Below are 20210 nucleotides of genomic sequence, written 5' to 3'. Positions count from 1 at the left end.
TTCAGCTTTTATTCAAACGGCCTGAAAATCAAAATCCTTGTTTAATTGCTTCGACGATACGAGCACAAGCCTGGCCATCGCCATAAGGATTATGCGCAAAACTCATCTGCTCGTAGTAACTCTGGTCAGTCATCAGTTTACGGACTTCAGCCACAATAACCTCTGTATCTGTCCCCACCAGTTTTACCGTGCCCGCAGCAACAGCTTCAGGCCGCTCCGTGGTGTCCCGCATCACCAGCACAGGTTTGCCCAACGATGGAGCTTCTTCCTGAATACCGCCTGAGTCGGTCAGTACCAGATAACTGCGGCTCATCAGATAGACAAAAGGCAGATAGTCCTGGGGTTCGATCAGATGCACATTGCGCGTGTCACTGAGCAGACGGAATACCGGCTCACGTACATTCGGGTTTAAATGCACTGGGTAGAGCACGTCCGCATCAGGGAACTGTTCTGCAATCTGTTTCAGAGCTGCGCAGATATTTTCAAAACCAGAACCAAAACTCTCGCGACGATGGCCGGTCACCAGAATTAACCGGCGACCATTCAGACCATAAGGAAACTGCTGCTGATATTTCTGAACCAAAGCAGCGTCTGCATCAATTTTCGCGACGACCTGATGCAAGGCATCGATCACTGTGTTACCAGTCACAACAATACCGGCGGCATGGATTTGTTCATTCAGCAAGTTTTGTTTTGAAGTTTCGGTGGGCGCAAAATGCAGTTTGGTCAGAGCCCCGGTCAGCTTACGGTTTGCTTCCTCAGGCCAGGGACTATAGATATTACCGGTGCGTAGTCCGGCTTCCACATGACCCACAGCTATTTTTTCGTAGTAACAAGCCAGTGCCGCAGCAAAAGTAGTACTGGTATCCCCATGTACTAACACAATATCGGGTTTAAATTCACGTAACACCGGTTTAATGTTAAGCAAAATACTGGTGGTAACATCATACAAATCCTGGCCGGCTTTCATAATGGCCAGGTCATAATCAGGCTGAATATCAAACAGCTTCAAGACCTGATCCAGCATCTCCCGGTGCTGCCCTGTGACACAGACTTTGCTTTCGATACCATCACTGTCTTTTAACAGGTTTACCAGCGGAGCCATTTTAATAGCTTCAGGGCGGGTGCCAAATACACTCAGTACTTTAATCATGCAAGGATCCGTTTAGTTGATGTAGTTCAGGTCGAACTGCTGCTGATGGTAGCAGAAAGTCTGTCTGCACCGCAGCATAAAAACCTCAGGCTGAATTGAAACTGAAGCGACTTTGCTCAGAATGCCGGCACTCATGGAAACATCTGTTAGTTTGCAGGACTTATTGCGACTGCTTATGCAAGTTAAACAACAACTCGGCTTCGGCTTGTGGCAATTCACATTCACGCATAATTTCATCCAGGCTGGCACCCAGCTGAACCATCTTCATCGCGCGGCTGTAAATTTTAGATTCAGGATCAAACAGCTGGATGGATTGTTGCTGTTCAGCTACTTGTTCCAGTTGCTGCTGGCTTTGGCGGAGCAGACTTTCCAGCGAAAGAACCCGCTGCCCAACCCCAATTACCGTAGTGCGCAGCTCTTCAATTTCAGCCTGAGTTTGTTGCTGTTGTTTTTGTTGCTGAACCTGAAGTTGCTCCAACAACTGTTGCTGCTGCCAGCTGGCCGCAGCATTTTCATTGATAATGGCCAGTAATTTGCGGTTCTGCCGCGCAGCAGCAAAAGCAAGCACCACAGCAAACAGCAGAATGACGGCCACCGCCGCCAATCCATACCAGGCTGATAAAGGTAAAGAGTCCAACATCAGATCGAACTAATCTCTTCCCACTCGTCATCGGACAGCAGTTTGTTCAGATCGACCAGGATTAAAAGTTCACCGTCGCGGTTTGACACGCCCTGAATAAACTTGGCGCTTTCATCCGTCCCCACATTAGGAGCAGTATCAATTTCCGATTGTTTCAGGTACACCACTTCCGCCACACTGTCGACCAGAATACCAATTACCTGACGTTCAGCTTCAATAATCACAATACGGCTGTTGTCCGTCACTTCTGCACCGACCAGGCCAAAACGGGCACGGGTATCAATGACTGTGACCACATTACCGCGCAGGTTAATAATACCCAATACATAGTCTGGCGACCCCGGCACTGGAGCAATATCGGTATAACGTAATACTTCCTGCACCTGCATCACATTAATGCCGTAGGTTTCTTCCTGCAGTTTAAAAGTGACCCACTGCAACACAATGTCAGAGACTTCTTTGGCTTTTGCGGTTGCCGTTAAATTACTCATGCCGAGCTCCTACCCAAGATTCATTCAAAATTGTTGTCAGACTACTGACTGTTTAAGCCTTTTGCCAGTAATTCGATCATCGCATCGACATCCAGCAATGCACACATATGTTGTTTAATCAGCCCCGCCAACCAGGGTCTTTTTCCTTCGGTTTCGCGCCATTTCACGTCATCCTGCTCCAGCGCTATTGTGTTGACCAAGGTATCACAAGCCAAACCCCAATGGCTATTGCCTAGCATAATAACGTATTGATAGTTTAGTTGTTCCTGTAACTGGCTGTCGTATTTTTCCGGCATAACCCATTGTGCTGTATCCACCACATTGATCTTCTGCTCGCGGTACAACATCACCCCTTGCAACCAGCTCGGCTGACCAGGCAAGGACTTCAGCGGTACAATTTTGTGGATACCGCCCAGCTCTTTTAATGGCAACGCAATTTTTAAACCAGCGACAGAGAAAAATAAGGCCTGAAAACGACCTTTGCGATAGGCCTTTTCTGCCACCGTTTTGATCGGTGGTTTGGCAATAACAGGCACTATCGGAGCAACGGCTGGTGCTGCAGTGGCAACGGCCACTTTCGGCACCACAGGTGCAGGCGCCGTTTTGGCCACCACAGGTGCAGAAACAGGCGCCAGCAATTCATTCAGCTGTTGCTTTTTTTCTTCCTGTAATACCGGAGCCGCTTTTACCTCGTCTTCAGTCAACAACGCTTTCAGATAGTGTTTCATCACCTTGGAGCTGGCTTGCAAATCGCTCATCTCAGTCCTCCGGTGTCAGCTGTAATAAATAGGTCAGTAAGGTGTTGTAAGCAAACACCCCACGTGACTTGGGTGCAAATACAGGCGGTGGCGTCTGCGCCACGCTGGCATCGCGGAATTTGGTATCAATGGGGATCACTGCCGACCAGACGCGTTCGCCGTATTGTGCTTTTAAGGCTTTGTAGGCCTCCAGTGCGGCTTTAGTGCGTTTGTCGTACATAGTGGGCACTATGCTGAACGCATACTCATGTGGGCTGGAGCTATGCATCAACTGCATGGTCGCAATCATCCGATCCAGGCCTTTTAAAGCCAGAAACTCACATTGTACAGGAATCAAAATACGGTCACAGGCAGCCATCGCATTGACCATCAACACCCCTATCACTGGTGGACAGTCAATCAACACGTAATCGTATTCATCTTCAATTTTTTGCAGTGCTTTTTTCAGCACCAACCCCATGCCCCCCTGCTGACCATGGGAGCGGTCCAGGGTGGCAAGCGCCATGGATGTGGGTAGAATATCCAGGTTTTTTACTTTGCTTGGGCACAGTGACTGTAAAATTTCTTCTTTACTGATGTCCTTACCACGCAGGAAAATGTCATAGACGCTAACTTCAAGCTCTTCGGCATCAATACCAAAATAATAAGTCAGGGAGCCGTGCGGATCGGTGTCGACCAACAATACCCGGTAGCCCCGTTCCGCCAATAAAGCCCCTAAAGTCACAGTCGTGGTAGTTTTACCTACCCCACCTTTTTGATTCGCTATAGTCCAGACTACCAATTTACTGTTCCTGCTGTGTTGGAGACACTTCTGCCTCGCCCGGCGCCGGTGGCCGGGTGCTGATTCGAATTCCGCCGTGAGGCAATCGGATCACCCGGATCCGCACCTCGTCAGACTGCTGCGTAACAGCCCCTGAATCAGGGACTGCTGTGGTGTTTCCCGCTTCTGCGGCCACCGGTACCGGAGCCTGGTAAGCAAAACGGGAAACGGCAATCACCACCTTACGGTTTTCCGCCCTGCCTGCTTCACTGCTGTTCTCGGCAAAAGGTGAATACTGACCATAACCTTCTGCGGCCAACCGGCCAGGCGTGATACCAAAATCCTGCAATAACCTTAGTATGGCGGTGGCCCGGGCCACCGACAATTCCCAATTGGACGGGAAAAGCTCGTTGTGGATCGGTTCAGAATCTGTGTAGCCACGCACTCGCAGGTAATTCTGGTGACGTTGCAGCAATTCAGTCAACGCCTGCATCACGGCTTTTGCTGAGTTGTTCGGCGTTGCACTGCCACTGCTGAACAGCATCGAACTGCTCAGTTCAATAGTGAGCCAGTCATCGTCCCGCTGTATTTTCGCCAACCCCTTTTCAGTTAAATCGGTCAGGCTTTGCCTGAATTCTGCGTCCAATTCCACCAGAGGGCTGCCTAATTTGCTTTCATCAAAAGGAACCAGCTCAGTGTGTTCGGTTAACAATGTTGGGCCTTTGGCTTGTGCCTCAACCCCTGAGGATTCCAACTCCATCTCTGTGACTTCAGATTCTGCAGGCAGCGGCTGGTCCCCCACGGGCCGGGCACTGGCCTGCTGCTGCGCCGCAAAAAGTCCGGCAATGGTCTGACTGATGGCATCAAACTGTTCTTTTTTCATGCTGGACAATGAAAACAGCACCACAAAAAGCGCAAACAACAAGGTCATGTAATCCGCGTAGGAAATCAGCCAGCGCTCTGCCCCGGTTTTATCATTGTGCTGCACTGTACTTTGACGCGGCCTGTACATATCAGTCGGCCTTGTATGCCAGCAGCTTCAGCTCTACTGTGCGCGGATTTTCGCCACGGGCTATGGAACAGAGTCCTTCAATCAGCATGGCCTGGTATAACAGCTGCTCTTCCAGAATAGCGCGAATTTTATTGGCTACAGGAATAAACAGCAGATTCGCCAACCCCACCCCATAAATAGTGGCCACAAAAGCGGTAGAAATGCCCTGACCCAAAGCTGCTGGATCAGAGATATCCGCCAGCGCCAGTATTAACCCAAGCACGGCCCCCACAATGCCGATGGTGGGACTGTAGCCCCCCATGGCGTCATAGACACGGCTCGCCCGTTGTAATCTGTCATTCTCCAGATGCAGCTCTGTATCCAGAATATCCCGTAATAAATCGGCTTCAGTGCCATCAACCAATAAGTTTAAGCCACGTTTGAGCAGCGGTTGCTCTTCATCAAAAGCCACCTGCTCCAGCGCCAGAAAACCGTGCAGCCTGGCTGCATGGCCCCATTCAGAAATGCGGTAAATGCTGTCGGTAAAGTCCATTTTGGGTGGCCGTATCACCCAAAGCAGAAGCTGCATCCCTTGCCTGAACTGCGGCCATGGACTTTGCAGCATCACGGCGCCCAAAGTGCCGCCCACCACAATAAAAAAAGCGGGAGCATGCCACAGCTGCAGCACCTCACCGCCTTCCAGACTAAAGCCGCCTAAAATTGCCACACAGGCCAGCACTATGCCAGCAAAGCTAAGTTTATCCATGACCTGTTTCAGTCAGGATGCGACCTGCGACATCCGACAGGGCCACTTCCAGGTCGGTCAGACCCGCAGCCGTCACGGCCTGCGGCATGCCATACACCACACAGCTGGCTTCATCCTGTGCCCACACCCGGGACCCCAACTGTTTGAGTAACCGGCATCCTTCCCGTCCGTCTGATCCCATGCCCGTCAACACAATAGCCAGCACTTTATCGCTGAACACTTTCGCCGCACTGCCAAAGGTAATATCAACACTGGGTTTAAAGGTAATACGTGGCGAATCATCCTCACGGATCCGCAACTTGCCCTGACTTTCAGTGCCATCCACCAGCATTTGTTTACCACCAGGCGCCAAATAAGCGACTCCCGGCTTTAACAGATCATTATCCTGGGCTTCCCGCACTTCGATTTTGGACAGAGCATTTAATCTGTTGGCAAAAGCGCCGGTAAAAGCAGCAGGCATATGCTGCACCAGCACTATAGGCAGAGGAAAATTTGCTGGCAAAGCGGTGATAATTTGTTGCAAGGCAACTGGCCCCCCAGTGGAGGTACCAATAGCAACCAACTTATAACTCTTGCCGCTGGCACTGAAACTGCCCCGACTTTCGGCTTTTTCCTGCGCTTTTTGCGCCAACTCAGCACGTTCAGCCAAAGCCTTGGCGGCCAGAGATTGGGTGATGCCAGAGCGGTTGCTGTCAGGCACAGGCGTTGGGCGGGCAGAAAAAGCGGAGGTTGTGCTGGCCGCAGCACTGGAAGGTCTGCTGATGGCTCGCCGCCTGGCCACGGCTTTCACACGCTGGCGCAACAACTCAATGGCTTCAGCTTTATCCCGGGCAATGTCTTCAAACTTCTTTGGCAAGAAATCGATGGCACCCGCTTCCAGTGCATCCAGTGTGGCTTTCGCCCCTTCATGCGTTAATGAGGAAAACATCAGAATAGGCGTGCGCTGGGTTTTGAGAATTTCCCTCACCGCCTGTATGCCATCCATCACCGGCATTTCAATATCCATGGTGATGACATCAGGTCGCAGCGTAGCGGCCTTTTCCACGGCTTCTTTACCATTATTGGCGGTCGCAATGACTTCCAGCTCCGGGTCCTGACCGATAATCTCGCTCAGACGCCGGCGGAAAAAACTGGAATCATCAACAATCAAAACCCGAATGGCCATACAGACCCCTCTTAGGCTGAAAACTTGTCAAAACGATCAAACTTAATTTTCGAACGTTTCGCATAATGCTTCAGCAGATTCGGTACATCCAGAATCAGTGCAATACCACCATCTGAGGTAATAGTGGCACCAGCCATGCCAGGGGTTCCCTGTAGCAGGTTATCCAGCGGCTTGATCACCACTTCTTCCTGACCAATCAGTGAGTCCACCACAAAACCAACCTGCTGAGTGCCCAGTTGTAAAATGACCACATGGCCCTGGTCACGCCGCAGCTTTTTGTTGGATTTCTTCACCAGCCAGTGCTCAAGGTAGAACAACGGAATGGCTTTATTCCGCACCACTATGGTCAGTTGACCATCGACATTGTTGGTTTTCGACAAGTCGAGGTGGAAAATCTCACTGACAGTTGCCAGTGGCAAGGCGAAGGTCTGTTGACCGACCACGACCATCAGGGTTGGCAAAATTGCCAGCGTCAGCGGCACTTTAATTTCCAGCAGCGTGCCCTGCCCCAGTTTGGAGTGGATAGTCACTGTGCCGTTCAGCTGGGTAATTTTGGTCTTCACCACATCCATACCCACACCTCGACCAGAGATATCAGATATCTGCTCTTTGGTCGAAAAACCTGGCGCGAAAATAAGGTTAAAGGCTTCCTGATCCGACATACGAGTGGCAGCGTCCGGATCCAGCACCCCCCGCTTGATCGCAATAGACTTCAGTTTTTCCGGGTCCATACCGGCACCGTCATCCTGAATGGTCAATAGAATATGGTCACCCGCCTGCGCAGCTGCCAGCTTCACCTGACCCATACGGGGTTTACCTGACTTGACCCGGACGTCCGGCATTTCAATGCCGTGGTCAACTGAATTACGCACCAGGTGGACCAGCGGGTCTGCCAGGGCCTCCACCAGGTTTTTGTCTAAATCTGTCTCTTCACCTTCAAGCTCAAGATTAATTTCTTTTTGCAGGGAACGGGCTAAATCGCGAACCACGCGGGGGAAACGACCAAACACTTTTTTGATCGGCTGCATCCGGGTCTTCATCACGGCCCCTTGCAGGTCCGCAGTCACCACGTCCAGATTGGAAATGGCTTTACTCATTTCTTCATTCTGCGCCGATGCAGACAGACTAACCAGACGATTACGCACCAAGACCAGCTCGCCGACCATATTCATGATCTGATCCAGACGTTTGGTATCCACCCGCACTGTGGTTTCCGCCTGAGCCGCTTCTTTGCGCTCAGCATCCCCTTCCTTAACGGCACCCAGCACAGGTTTGGCTGCAGCAGGTTCCGCTTTAGCCGCTTCAGCTTTGGCTGGTTCGGCTTTCGCTGGCACTGGTGTTTTTACCGGCTCGGCTTTTACAGCTTCAGCTTTGGCAGCCACAGCTGCTGGGGCTTTGCCTTTGCCGTGCAGTTGATCGAGCAGGTTTTCAAACTCATCCTCAGAAATATCATCGCCTGAGGCCGCCGTCGCAGGCGTTTTTGTGTCAGGCACTTTGGCCGCCGCTGTCTCAGCAGCAGATTCGCCAGGAACAAAAGAACCTTTGCCGTGCAACTGGTCGAGTATGGCCTCAAACTCATCGTCGGTAATGTCGTCGCTGGCCAGTTCAGATGTGGCCGGAGGCGGTAATTTTTTCTCGCGGCCTGGTGCACCATCACTGCCATGCAATTCATTTAACAGGGATTCAAATTCATCTTCACTGATATCGTCGATGGAACCTGAACTGCTTTCTGTTGCCCCATCAGCAAAACCAACCACAGCATCAAACTCTTCCATACTGATTTCAGGTTCAGGCTCTGGCGCAGCTGCGACTGCAGGTGCGGCTGCATGATGGGAGTCTTCTTCGCCTTCTGGAAGGCTCAGTCTGTGTAAGGCGTCAATAATGGCAGGGTCTGCAGGGACCAAGGGTTCACGGTTCTGCACATTAACAAACATTGCATTCACGGCATCCAGTGCCTGCAGAATGACATCCATCAATTCAGCCGTCACCCGGCGCTTGCCGGTCCGCAAAATATCGAAGACGTTTTCGGCGCCATGACAGGCGTCAACCAATTCAGTCAGCGAAAGAAAACCTGCACCACCCTTAACAGTGTGGAACCCCCGGAAAATTGCGTTCAATAAGTTGGCGTCATCCGGGTTGTTTTCCAGCTCAACCAGCTGCTCCTGCAACTGTTCGAGGATCTCGCCGGCTTCGACTAGGAAATCCTGTAAAATATCCTCATCTAAATCAAAGCCCATGCCACAGCACCTCTTCTTAGAAACCTAAACTTGATAATAAATCGTCCACATCATCCTGGCCGGAGACCACATCATCACGGCCTTCCTTATCAATGATCGGACCTTCAGCCTCATGCCCGGCTTTTTGCTTCTTCGCAGCCGCAGGGCGCTCTTCTACAGGTAAATTCGTCTGCCCAAAAGCGGTCAGCAGCCCAATCAGGCTGGTTTCGACTTCGCGGACCAGCTCGATCACTCGTCGCAATATCTGCCCGGTTAAATCCTGGTAATCCTGCGCCATCAGCACTTCGGTCAACAAGCTGTGTAACGTTGCGGAGTTGCCTGTTGCCTGATGTAAAAAGCCATCCAGGTTATGGCAGAGGCTTTTGAATTCACCCACCTTCATATCCCGGCTCATCAAGCGTTGCCAGACAGGAATAATAGCCTGAAGTTTGTTATTTAATTCATCAGCAATGGGCAGACAGTTTTCAACCGCATCCATCGTTTTGTTTGCGGCCTGCTCCGTCATATCTATGACGTGATTAAGCCGCATTTTGGCATCTGGAATGTCTTCTTCCAGCAGAGAATTTAAAGAGGGGTCGACCTGAAAGCTGGTCAGCGAATTGTGTAACTGCCGGGTCAGCTTACCAACCTCGGCAAATAGTTCAGAAGAGCCTGGCACCGCCAGTTGCTGTACCATCTGGTTTGCAGCATCGGTTTCGCCCATCTCCAGCAACTGGACCAGCTCACGTGCCTGATCCAGCGAAATCAGAGGTGCCGTAGGTACAGACATGGTGTACTCCTTTGTCAGTTACCGACTAACCCAGACGTTCGAAGATTTTGGCCAGCTTTTCCTGTAATGTCGCCGCAGTGAATGGTTTGACAATATAGCCGTTAACCCCGGCCTGAGCGGCCGCAATAATTTGTTCTTTTTTCGCTTCGGCAGTCACCATCAGCACAGGGATATGTTTCAGTTTCCCATCGGCGCGAATAGCACGCAGCAGGTCAATGCCCTGCATTCCCGGCATGTTCCAGTCGGTCACCACAAAATCAAAATCGCCATTTTGTAACATAGGCAAGGCAGTACTGCCGTCATCGGCTTCCTGCACATTGGTGAAACCCAGATCTCTTAACAGGTTTTTGATGATCCGTCTCATAGTTGAAAAGTCATCAACCACAAGAATCTTCATATTCTTATCCAAAGTCCCCTCCGATGAGCGCCCAATCTAAGGCTCCCAAACTATTACAACCAATCCTGCATCCTGGAGCGAAGCCGCACCAAGGCCTGACTATGAATCTGACTAACCCGTGACTCGCTGACATCCAATACGGCGCCAATCTCTTTCAAATTGAGCTCGTCATTATAATACAGTGACAACACTATCGCTTCCCGCTCCGGCAGGCTACTGATATTTTTGACCAGTGCCTGCTGAAACGCATCGTTTGCCTGTTGTTCGTACAAATGATCATCATCAGTGTCATCTGCCGTCACCAGCACATCTTCCGAGATGCCCAGATCTTCAATTCCGATGATCCGGCCACTGCTGGCGTCACTGAGCATATGATGATACTCCTCTAAAGATATATCAAGCTTTTCAGCAACTTCAATATCTTTGACGTCCCGGCCCAACTGGCCTTCCAGTTCAGCTATGGCCTCGGCAATCATTCGGGAGTTTCGGTGCACAGAACGGGGGGTCCAGTCACCACGACGGATTTCATCGAGCATGGCACCGCGGATACGGATACCGGCGAAGGTTTCAAAGCTGGCACCTTTGCTGCCATCAAAATTTTTCGCGGCTTCAATCAGCCCAATCATGCCGGCCTGGACTAAGTCATCAACCAGCACACTGGCAGGCAATCGGGCAAGTAAATGGTAGGCAATTCGTTTAACCAGCGGAGCATGGCGCTCCACCAGTTGATTCAGCTGATCAGCGGCACCGTAGGCCGCGAGTTTACTGTTCAAACCAGACCTCGCGCTTCAGGCTGCTGCACCAATTGTTCTAAGAAAAACTCGAGATGACCTGAGGCTACGGGAGGAATTGGCCATTGCACTGCACGGGTAGCCAAGGTTCGAATGGCCAAGGAGGCCGGGGTTTTTGGAAATGCTTCCACAAAAGCTTTTTGCTTACGCGCCGCCTTACGTACATTTTCATCAAAAGGTATGGTCGCCACCAGTTCCAATGTCACATCCAAAAAGCGGTCTGTCACTCTGCTTAATTTGGCAAACAGCTCCTGCCCTTCTTTTAATGAGCGCACCATATTGGCGACAATTTTAAAGCGCTGCACACCATGTTCGCGACTTAAAATTTTCATCAGCGCATAAGCGTCCGTAATAGATGAAGGTTCATCACAGACCACCACCAACACATCCTGCGAGGCACGGGAAAAGCTCAGCACCATGTCAGAAATACCGGCAGCGGTATCGACCAGCAACACATCAAAGCGGGTGCGCATTTCACTGAAGGCACGGATAAGGCCGGCATGTTCGGCGGGTTTCAGTTCGGTCATTGACTGAGTCCCAGACGTGGCAGGCACAATCTTGATACCAAAAGGGCCCTCAATCAGAATGTCATCCAGTTCCGCTTCGCCGGACAATACGTGGGACAGGTTTTTTTCGACCCGCAACCCCAACATGACGTCACAATTGGCTAACCCAAGGTCAGCATCCAGCACCAGCACCTTTTTGCCCAATTGCGACATCGCCATCGCCAGGTTCAGCGAGACGTTGGTTTTGCCCACGCCCCCTTTGCCGCCTGTTATTGCGATGACTTTAATTATTTGTTGTTTCATTCGTCTCAGACCACTGGCTTGATCGTCATTTATCTGAAGATTAGGCATAGGTTCCGTCCATCCGGGTTGTCTCGTTATACCACTGATAACCCGCACTACTGTTGGAGATCCGCAATTGTTCTGCTTGCGCGACCAGCGCTTTGGCATCCGCCATTTCGATGTCTTCCGGTACCCGCTGACCATTGGTCAGGTAGCTGACTGGCAGGGCATTCTGGATCGCGACATTAATAATTTCCCCCAAACTTAAGCATTCATCAAGTTTGGTGAAAATACAACCCGACAGCGGGATCCGTTTGAAGTGTTCCACGGTCTCCTGCATCACGCGGGCCTGTGATGTCGCAGACAATACCAGATAACTCTTTATTTTGGCACGTGAATTATGCACTAAAGATGCAAGTTTTTCAGCCAGTCGCACATCACGCTGGCTCATTCCTGCGGTGTCTATTAACACCAGTTTACGCTGTTGCAACTGCGACAGCAGCATGGCCAGTTCGTCGCTGTCTTTCGCCTGTTTCACCGGACAGCCGATAATACGGCCAAAAGTCGCCAACTGCTCAAAAGCGCCGATACGGAAGCTGTCTGTGGTGATCAGCGCCACCTGATCCGCGCCATGGCGTTTGGCAAACTGTGCCGCCAGCTTGGCCACTGTGGTGGTTTTGCCAACGCCAGTGGGCCCCACCAACGCGACGATACCGCCACGACGCATAATGTCATCATTGGTGGTAATCAACTGGCCTGTTAACAATTCCAGCGCACTGTCCCAGGCCTCAGCATCACTGATGTCTTCCGGCATAAAACAGGCAATTTGATCGGCGGCAGCTTCAGACAGGCCCATTTCACGCAACTTCTCAATCACCAGCGCCCGCATAGGTTCACGTCGGGCCAGGTCCTGCCACATCAGACCTGAAACCTGATGCGTCAGCAGCTGTTTCATGGACAACATTTCATTGCGCAACGAATCCATCTGTTGTTGCATCAGTCGGGCTTGTTGTTCCTGGTATTTGGTCAGTTCCGACATGTTAAAACCAGCCATGGCGGAACTTTGACGCTCCCCTGATGCAACTGGTTGATTTTTAGCCGAAAACAATGGGTTGTTTGTCACCACCGCCTTAGACTGCGTCAGTTTATTGGCAGCGGCTGTGCCTGCTGGTTGTTTGCTGATTTGACGGGCCAGCAAGGCTTGCAAGGAATCGGCTGGTGCCACGTCTTCCTCGTCATCCACTTTAATGTTCAGGCGGGAGCCCGTTGAGGCTTTGGTTGTCTGCTCCGGCTGCGTTTCCTGCAATGCCTTGGCTGGCGCGGCATCCGGGTCAATGGCAGCAACAATTTCAACACCTCCTGCCACCTTTTTATTCGACAGGATAATGGCATCAGGCCCTAAAAACTCTTTCACTTCCGTCAGCGCAGTACGCATATCTTTGGCAACAAAGCGTTTAATTTTCATGGCTCAACTCCTAATTCGACTGACCGACCACACTGACAATGCGGATTTGTTTGTTATCCGGGATTTCCTGATAGGACAATACCCGTAGTCCTGGAATACTGTATTTCACGAATCGTGCCATTACTGATCGTAAAATACCTGAGGTCAGTAAAACGGCAGGCTCACCCGCCAGTTCCTGATTCTGTGCCGCACTTGCCAACGACTGCTGGATACGTTCCGCCAGGCCAGGTTCTATGCCGGAACCATCGCTGCCTCCGGATTGCATTGACTGGTGCAGCATCTGCTCCAACTCAGGCGCAAAGGTGATCACCGGCACTTCGGCGGCACTGCCGGCGACTTCCTGAATAATCAGCCGTTTTAACGCCACCCGACACGCCGCCGTTAACACGTCAACATCCTGACTCTTGCCACCATAGTCCACCAGAGTCTGCACTATGGTACGCATATCGCGGATGGGCACGCCTTCATGCAGCAGGTTCTGCAGCACTTTAACCACCACCGTCAGTTGCATGGTTTCTGGCACCAGGGCGTCCACCAGTTTAGGGGAACTTTTCGCCAGCATATCCAGCAGATTCTGCACCTCTTCATGCCCCAGCAACTGCGCCGCATTGTTGGTCAGGATCTGGCTTAAATGGGTCGCCACTACAGTGGCGGCATCCACCACCGTATAACCCAATGTCTGTGCATGTTCACGCTGGCCTTTGGCAATCCACACCGCTTCCAGGCCAAAGGCCGGGTCTTTAGTGGCTATGCCTTTGACAGTACCAAAGACCTGGCCCGGGTTAATAGCCAGCTCATTGTCATGACGCAATTCCGACTCGCCCGTCGTCACCCCCATCATGGTGACGCGATAGGTATTGGGTTCTAAATCCAGGTTATCGCGGATATGCACGGCCGGGATCAGAAAACCCAGTTCCTGTGACAGTTTCTTACGCACCCCTTTGATCCGGTTGAGCAATTCACCGCCCTGACTCTTATCGACCAGAGGAATTAAGCGGTAACCCACTTCCAGGCCAATGGTGTCCACCGGATGCACGTCGTCCCAGCTGATTTCTTTGACCGGAGCCACTTCGTTGCCCGGCACCACATCGGTTTTACGGGGTTCCACCACGGCGCCCCCTTTCGGATTGGCTTGTCGATACAGGTAATAAGCCGCGCCGCCCAACAAAGCCGCCAGAGTTAAAAATGCCAGGTGTGGCATGCCAGGTACTATGCCCATAATCAGCATAATGCCGCTGGCGACCACCAATACTTTGAAATTGCTGAACTGCTCGGCGATTTGCCCGCCCATATCCGAATCTTTGTTCTGGCGGGTTACGATAATGGCGGTCCCAATGGACAGCAGCAGACCAGGAATTTGTGCCACCAGGCCATCGCCTATGGTCAGCATGGTGTAGATCTCAACCGCCTCCATAAAGGGCAGATCGTGCTGCAAAATGCCGATAATTAAACCACCAATGATATTGATGGCAATAATCACCAGGCCTGCCATGGCATCACCTTTCACAAATTTATTGGCGCCGTCCATTGAACCGTAAAAGTCGGCCTCGTCGCCAATTTCCTGGCGGCGTTTGCGGGCCTGGTCCTGATCAATAAAACCGGCGTTTAAGTCGGCATCAATGGCCATTTGTTTACCTGGCATGGCATCCAGGGTAAAGCGGGCTGTCACTTCTGAAATACGGGCCGCACCTGAAGTCACCACCATCAGGTTGATAATCACCAGAATGGCAAACACCACCAGACCAACAGCGTAGTTACCACCAATCACCACCTCGCCAAAAGCTTCGACCACTTTGCCTGCAGCATCTGAACCTGTATGGCCTTCCAGCAGAATGACACGGGTGCTGGCGATATTCAGGGTCAGCCGCAAAATGGTGGCGACCAGGATCACGGTTGGAAAAATGGCGAAGTCCAGTGGTTTGCGGGTGTACACAGTCACCAGCAACACCACCAGCCCTAAAGAAATATTAAAGGTAAACAAAACATCCAGCAGCAGTGGCGGCAGAGGCAACACCACCATCGCCAGCGCCGCCATAATAAGCAACGGTGTACCTATCCCCTTGGCATAAGACAATAGCTCCGGGTCAATGCGGGAGAATAACTGCTTGGCTTGTTGCATGCTCGAACCTGACAAATTACTGACATTCAGCAGGCTAAGGCAAAAACTGTTCCAGTTTGATTAAACAACCGGGCCCCCCCGGGTTTAATGGCGGAAATCGTCCGGTATGGGCAGCTCCCTGGCCAGGGCTTTGGGTCGTTTGCCTTTGCCTTTGCGGAACATATTCAGCTGATAAACATAAGCCAGTACCTGCGCCACCGCGGCAAACAGCTGCTCAGGTATGGGCTGGTCCAGTTCAGTGGTGTAGAAGACAGAACGGGCCAGTGCGGGAGATTCCAGCACCGGCACTTTATTTTCTTCGGCAATTTTACGGATCATCAGTGCCACCTCGTCAGCCCCTTTGGCAATGACCACAGGGGCGCGGAACTTGGCTTGATCGTACTTCAGTGCCACGGCAAAGTGCGTCGGGTTGGTCACCACCACATCGGCCGTTGGTACGGCAGACATCATGCGGCGCTTGGCAGCCTGATACTGCAGGGTACGGATCCGTCCCTTGACTCTGGGGTCCCCTTCCTGATTTTTAAATTCGTCTTTGACTTCCTGCAGTGTCATTTTCAGGTTCTTATGGTGTTGCCACGCCTGATAAGGCGCGTCAATCATTGCAATGACGATCACGCTGCAACAGATGCCAAAAAACACCCAGGCCAGAATTTCCACAGCGCCATAGATGTCGTCCGGCGTGCTCATCATCGACAGCGCCATAATGTCGTCGAAAAAAGTGCTGAGTAGCGCGTAAGTCAAGCCCCCTATCACCAGCACTTTGCCCACACTTTTCAGCAACTCCACCATAGCCTGCATACCAAACATGCGTTTAAGGCCGCTGGCAGGATTCAGTTTGCTCCACTTAAAGCCAACGGCCTGCCAGGTAAAGTTGTAGCCCCCCACTAAAATGCTACCGACATAAGCGGCCAGCATAATCAGCAAGAAAAACTTCAGCAGCGGCGGTAACAATTCCCAGATAGAATCGCCCCAGGCGGTAAACATGGAATAAGGGTTAAAAATATCTTTTTCGTCCAGCGACAACAGCCGACGGCACACCTCCAGCACTGAAGCCGCGATTTGAGAGCCAAACATCAGAATACCTGCACTGCTGCCAAGCAGCACCGCAAAAGTTGCCAGATCCCTGGACCGTGCCACCTGACCTTTTTTACGGGTGTCTGCCAGTTTTTTACTGGTGGGCTGTTCGGTCTTTTCCTGTCCGGATTCCGCCATTAGCGCCTCCCGTACTTAGCAGCCGTCATTGTCAGCAGCCAATCAACCGGCAGGTATAGTCAATGCTGTACTGCCAGTTCAGATTAAAGTGATACAAAAAGGTATCCAGCGTCAGATACATGATCAACAAACCGGCGATCATGCTGATGGGCATACCAATGGAAAAAATATTCAGTTGTGGCGCCGTACGGGTCAACACACCAAAGGCAATATTCACCACCAGCATAGCGGTCACAGGGGCCATGGTGATGGCCAAAGCGGTCACAATAATCCAGCCGCCAAACTCAGCAATCTGCCAGTATTTGTTCACATCCAGCCACTGACCGTTAATGGGCAGCGATTCAAAACTGAACATCACCAGTTGAAACATCGCCAGATGCCCGTCGTAGACCAGGAACAACAAAGTCGCGAGGATCAGGTAAAACTGACCTATGGCGGGCACCGACACCCCATTGACCGGATCGGCCAGCGCGGCAAACCCCAAGCCGGTTTGAGTGGCCAACACCTGGCCTGCCGTAACAAAGGCCTGAATAAAAATTTGCGACATAAACCCAATGGCCAGACCAATAATAATCTGTTGGATCACCTGCACCACCAGATTCAGTGACATCAGGTTCACGTCTCGCACCGGCGGCACCACAGGCATAATCATCAGGATAAAGGCGGCGCAATAGGCCGTTTTAACCCGGGTTGGGATATTTTTTGCGCCAAAAGCCGCCATAATAAACACCATGGCAGCCACACGGGTAAAGGGCAGCATAAAGTCAGCAATAACCTGAAGTAACTGCTGCAGCGGGTAGTCCATCAGCCCAGTACCGACGGAATGCTCAGATAGAGTTTTTCGGTGTACTCCATCAGCGTCTGGGTCAGCCAATGCCCACCAAACACCAGCGCCAGCAAGGTCACAATTAAACGTGGCAAAAAGCTTAAAGTTTGTTCGTTAATGGAGGTGGCCGCCTGAAAAATGGATACAATCAGACCGACCAGCAAGGATGGCACTATGACTACAGACACAATCAGAATGATTAGCCACAGCGCGTCGCTTAAGATATCAACAAAGGTTTCCGGACTCATGTTCCCACCCCATAACTGGTTGCGAGTGTGCCCATCACCAATAACCAACCATCCACCAGCACAAACATCATCAGTTTAAATGGCAGGGACACGATCATAGGCGACAACATCATCATCCCCATCGCCATCAGAATGCTGGCTACCACCAGGTCGATAATTAAAAACGGAATAAAGATCATAAACCCAATCTGAAAGGCCGTTTTCAGTTCACTGGTAATAAAAGCCGGAATAATCACTGTGATCGGCAAATCTGCCACGTTGTCAACTTTCGGCGTGCCAGCAATATCGGCGAAGGTTTCCAGATCTTTTAAGCGGGTCTGATGCAGCATAAAAGCTTTCATTGGCTTGATGGCTTCGTCAAAGGCCTGAATGGACGTCATCTGTTCGCTCAGATAAGGCTGCAACGCTTTTTGATTAATTTCATCAAAGACCGGCGCCATAATAAAAAAGGTCAGGAATAAGGTGATGCCTATCAGGATCTGGTTGGATGGCGACGACTGCAGGCCGATCGCCTGACGTAAAATAGCCAGCACCACAATAATGCGGGTGAAGCTGGTCATCATAATGACAATGGCCGGAATAAAACTCAGCGCTGTCATCACCGCCAGTACTTGCAGGGTCACACTGTAATCCTGCGACCCGTCCGGGTTGGTGGTCACTGTCAGTGCTGACATGGCACCTGACTGCTGAGCCAGCAATTCGGGGCTCAGCACCAGCAACAACAGAGCCAATAATCGCCACATCAGTTGGTTTCCTTTTTGCCCTGCAACAGCTGCTGCCACTGCCTGCGCCAGTCCAGCGGCGGCTGATCCGCAGATAAAGGCTGCTCCAGTTCAAATAAAAAATTAATTTGCTGCCCTGTCACGCCAAGCACCCGCTGTTTGCCCTGAATTTCAATAACGAGGATACGCTCACGTGGCCCCAACATCATGGAGCTGACCACTTTGATTTGGCCGGAGCCCGGCAGTTTCTGCGCCATTTTTTTGTAACACCAGGCGAGCGCAAACAACAGGCCAAGCACTATGACTAATGAGCCAAATACATTCAAGAGATCGGCCCCCGACCCCACAGGGGCGGCCTGAACCGCTTCTTCAGCAACAGCCGGTACTGACAACAGCAGTGGCATCAGGTGTTTAACCATTAACGTAACTTCTTAATCCGCTCAATCTGGCTGATCACGTCGGTCAGACGGATCCCAAATTTGTCGTTTACTACGACCACTTCCCCATGCGCAATCAGGGTGCCGTTCACCAGCACATCCAGCGGTTCACCGGCCAGACGCTCCAGCTCCACGACAGAGCCCTGGTTTAATTGCAGCAGGTTGCGGATACTGATTTTTGCCCGGCCCACTTCCATCGAAATGGTGACCGGAATATCCAGAATAGTGTCCAGTTTGCGTTTTTCATCCACGGTCAGCGGCGCACGCTCTTCTTTCAGTTCATCCAGTTCGACCGCTTCGGCGCCACTGCCACCTTCAGCTTCAGCCAGCGCGGCGGCCCATTCGTCCATGGTGTCTTGTTCGTTTGCCATTACCATCTATCCTCAGTACGTTCAGACAAATTCAAATCTGCTTCCAGTTCACTGATATCTGCGTCGCTGTCCAGACGACGGCCGCCTTTGGTAAAGACGTTCATTTCAGATTTGACTGATTCAGGACGTTTAATTTTCTCAGTAATTTTCAGTGCCACGTTGTCGCGCGAGCGACCCACTTTGGCCCTGTAGGTTGGTAAATCTTCAATCAGCACCGTAATATGTTCCGGAATTTCCACCGGAATAATGTCACCTGCTTTCAGGTTCATCACCTGTTCGAGTGTCAGCTCGATATCCATCATTTTGGTGGTGAGATCCACCTTCACATCCATAATTTCGTCGCGCAGCGCTTTACTCCATCGCAGGTCGGTATCTTCTTTGTCGCTCTGCACACCGGCGTCCAGCAGCTCCCGGATAGGTTCCAGCATCGAATACGGCAAGGCCACGTGGAAGTCGCCACCGCCGCCATCCAGCTCAATATGAAAAGAGCTGATCACCACCACTTCGGTCGGGCTGACGATGTTGGCCATCGCCGGGTTGACTTCCGAGTCGAGGTATTCAAAGGACACATCCATCACCGGTGCCCAGGCTTCTTTGTAATCTTCAAAGATGAGCTTGAGCAGCATCTGAATGATACGGCGTTCGGTGGGGGTAAATTCACGGCCTTCAATTTTGGCATGGTAACGGCCATCACCACCAAAGAAGTTGTCCACCAGAATAAATACCAGGCGGGCTTCCATCGTGATCAGACCTGTGCCTTTGAGCGGACGGAACCGCACCATATTCAAACTGGTCGGAACAAAAAGGGTGTGTACGTATTCACCGAACTTAATCATCTGCACGCCGTTAATCGACACTTCGGCAGTACGGCGCATCATATTAAACAGACTGATCCGCATATGGCGGGCAAAACGCTCATTGACCATTTCCAGCGTCGGCATCCGGCCACGCACAATGCGGTCTTGTGAAGAAAAGTCATACTCAGTGGCGCCACGGCCTCGGCCGTCACCACTGTCTTCAACCTCTTCTTCTTCGACATCATCAACGCCATGTAATAGCGCGTCAATTTCGTCCTGGGACAATAAATCAGTCAAGTTGCCGCTC

The 20210-nt window shown here is 51.4% G+C and carries 22 protein-coding genes; all 22 read right to left on the bottom strand.

Annotated features, from left to right (window positions below; genetic code table 11):
- Positions 1-28: 28 nt before the first annotated feature.
- Positions 29-1153, bottom strand: coding sequence for a UDP-N-acetylglucosamine 2-epimerase (non-hydrolyzing) (gene wecB / locus WKJ04_RS14895; protein WP_337881128.1), 1125 nt, complete (start codon positions 1151-1153; stop codon positions 29-31).
- A gap of 160 nt (positions 1154-1313) precedes the next feature.
- Entirely contained in the window at positions 1314-1793 is a 480-nt protein-coding gene (locus WKJ04_RS14890) for a DUF2802 domain-containing protein (protein WP_337841075.1), read from the bottom strand.
- Complete coding sequence (locus tag WKJ04_RS14885; protein WP_337841076.1) at positions 1793-2284, bottom strand: chemotaxis protein CheW; 492 nt, start codon at positions 2282-2284, stop codon at positions 1793-1795. The genes WKJ04_RS14890 and WKJ04_RS14885 overlap by 1 nt, the downstream gene beginning before the upstream one ends.
- Before the next feature lie 41 nt (positions 2285-2325).
- Positions 2326-3042 carry a chemotaxis protein CheW gene (locus WKJ04_RS14880; RefSeq protein ID WP_337881127.1) on the bottom strand — a complete coding sequence of 239 codons (717 nt, stop codon included), beginning with the start codon at positions 3040-3042 and terminating at the stop codon, positions 2326-2328.
- A gap of 1 nt (position 3043) precedes the next feature.
- Positions 3044-3823, bottom strand: coding sequence for a ParA family protein (locus WKJ04_RS14875; RefSeq protein WP_337841078.1), 780 nt, complete (start codon positions 3821-3823; stop codon positions 3044-3046).
- A gap of 1 nt (position 3824) precedes the next feature.
- The gene (locus WKJ04_RS14870; protein WP_337881126.1) at positions 3825-4814 is read right to left on the bottom strand and encodes an OmpA family protein; all 990 of its coding nucleotides are present in this window, start codon (positions 4812-4814) and stop codon (positions 3825-3827) included.
- Between the two features lies 1 nt (position 4815).
- Complete coding sequence (locus WKJ04_RS14865) at positions 4816-5559, bottom strand: flagellar motor protein (protein WP_337881125.1); 744 nt, start codon at positions 5557-5559, stop codon at positions 4816-4818.
- Positions 5552-6724 (bottom strand): chemotaxis response regulator protein-glutamate methylesterase, encoded by a 1173-nt coding sequence (locus tag WKJ04_RS14860; protein WP_337881124.1) that lies wholly within the window; start codon positions 6722-6724, stop codon positions 5552-5554. Before WKJ04_RS14860 ends, WKJ04_RS14865 begins: the two co-directional genes overlap by 8 nt.
- 11 nt (positions 6725-6735) lie before the next feature.
- Positions 6736-8961, bottom strand: coding sequence for a chemotaxis protein CheA (locus WKJ04_RS14855; protein ID WP_337881123.1), 2226 nt, complete (start codon positions 8959-8961; stop codon positions 6736-6738).
- Between the two features lie 16 nt (positions 8962-8977).
- On the bottom strand, positions 8978-9730 hold the full coding sequence (locus WKJ04_RS14850; protein ID WP_337881122.1) for a protein phosphatase CheZ: 753 nt from the start codon (positions 9728-9730) through the stop codon (positions 8978-8980).
- Between the two features lie 25 nt (positions 9731-9755).
- On the bottom strand, positions 9756-10139 hold the full coding sequence (cheY, locus tag WKJ04_RS14845; RefSeq protein ID WP_337841084.1) for a chemotaxis response regulator CheY: 384 nt from the start codon (positions 10137-10139) through the stop codon (positions 9756-9758).
- 41 nt (positions 10140-10180) lie between these two features.
- Positions 10181-10900 (bottom strand): RNA polymerase sigma factor FliA, encoded by a 720-nt coding sequence (locus WKJ04_RS14840; protein WP_337841085.1) that lies wholly within the window; start codon positions 10898-10900, stop codon positions 10181-10183.
- The gene (locus tag WKJ04_RS14835; protein ID WP_337841086.1) at positions 10897-11727 is read right to left on the bottom strand and encodes a MinD/ParA family protein; all 831 of its coding nucleotides are present in this window, start codon (positions 11725-11727) and stop codon (positions 10897-10899) included. The genes WKJ04_RS14840 and WKJ04_RS14835 overlap by 4 nt, the downstream gene beginning before the upstream one ends.
- A 40-nt stretch (positions 11728-11767) precedes the next feature.
- Positions 11768-13171: a flagellar biosynthesis protein FlhF gene (gene flhF, locus WKJ04_RS14830; protein ID WP_337881121.1), complete on the bottom strand. Its 1404-nt coding sequence runs from the start codon at positions 13169-13171 to the stop codon at positions 11768-11770.
- 10 nt (positions 13172-13181) lie between these two features.
- A complete protein-coding gene (gene flhA / locus WKJ04_RS14825) occupies positions 13182-15290 on the bottom strand; it encodes a flagellar biosynthesis protein FlhA (protein ID WP_337881120.1) in 2109 nt (702 codons plus the stop codon).
- An 84-nt stretch (positions 15291-15374) separates the two neighbouring features.
- Entirely contained in the window at positions 15375-16502 is a 1128-nt protein-coding gene (gene flhB / locus WKJ04_RS14820) for a flagellar biosynthesis protein FlhB (protein WP_337841089.1), read from the bottom strand.
- Positions 16503-16533: 31 nt separating this feature from the next.
- Positions 16534-17307, bottom strand: a complete 774-nt coding sequence (gene fliR, locus WKJ04_RS14815) for a flagellar biosynthetic protein FliR (RefSeq protein ID WP_337881119.1) — start codon at positions 17305-17307, stop codon at positions 16534-16536.
- Complete coding sequence (gene fliQ, locus WKJ04_RS14810; protein ID WP_337841091.1) at positions 17307-17576, bottom strand: flagellar biosynthesis protein FliQ; 270 nt, start codon at positions 17574-17576, stop codon at positions 17307-17309. Before fliQ ends, fliR begins: the two co-directional genes overlap by 1 nt.
- Positions 17573-18319, bottom strand: a complete 747-nt coding sequence (gene fliP / locus WKJ04_RS14805; protein ID WP_337841092.1) for a flagellar type III secretion system pore protein FliP — start codon at positions 18317-18319, stop codon at positions 17573-17575. Before fliP ends, fliQ begins: the two co-directional genes overlap by 4 nt.
- Complete coding sequence (gene fliO, locus WKJ04_RS14800) at positions 18319-18717, bottom strand: flagellar biosynthetic protein FliO (protein ID WP_337881118.1); 399 nt, start codon at positions 18715-18717, stop codon at positions 18319-18321. Before fliO ends, fliP begins: the two co-directional genes overlap by 1 nt.
- Positions 18717-19106, bottom strand: a complete 390-nt coding sequence (gene fliN, locus WKJ04_RS14795; protein WP_337841094.1) for a flagellar motor switch protein FliN — start codon at positions 19104-19106, stop codon at positions 18717-18719. Before fliN ends, fliO begins: the two co-directional genes overlap by 1 nt.
- Positions 19106-20200 (bottom strand): flagellar motor switch protein FliM, encoded by a 1095-nt coding sequence (gene fliM, locus WKJ04_RS14790; RefSeq protein WP_337841095.1) that lies wholly within the window; start codon positions 20198-20200, stop codon positions 19106-19108. Before fliM ends, fliN begins: the two co-directional genes overlap by 1 nt.
- Between the last annotated feature and the right edge of the window lie 10 nt (positions 20201-20210).

The organism is Rheinheimera sp. (assembly GCF_037442345.1).
Classification (GTDB): domain Bacteria; phylum Pseudomonadota; class Gammaproteobacteria; order Enterobacterales; family Alteromonadaceae; genus Pararheinheimera.
Note: the sequence above shows the minus strand (reverse complement) of the source record. Positions and strands in the feature narration are given on the sequence as shown.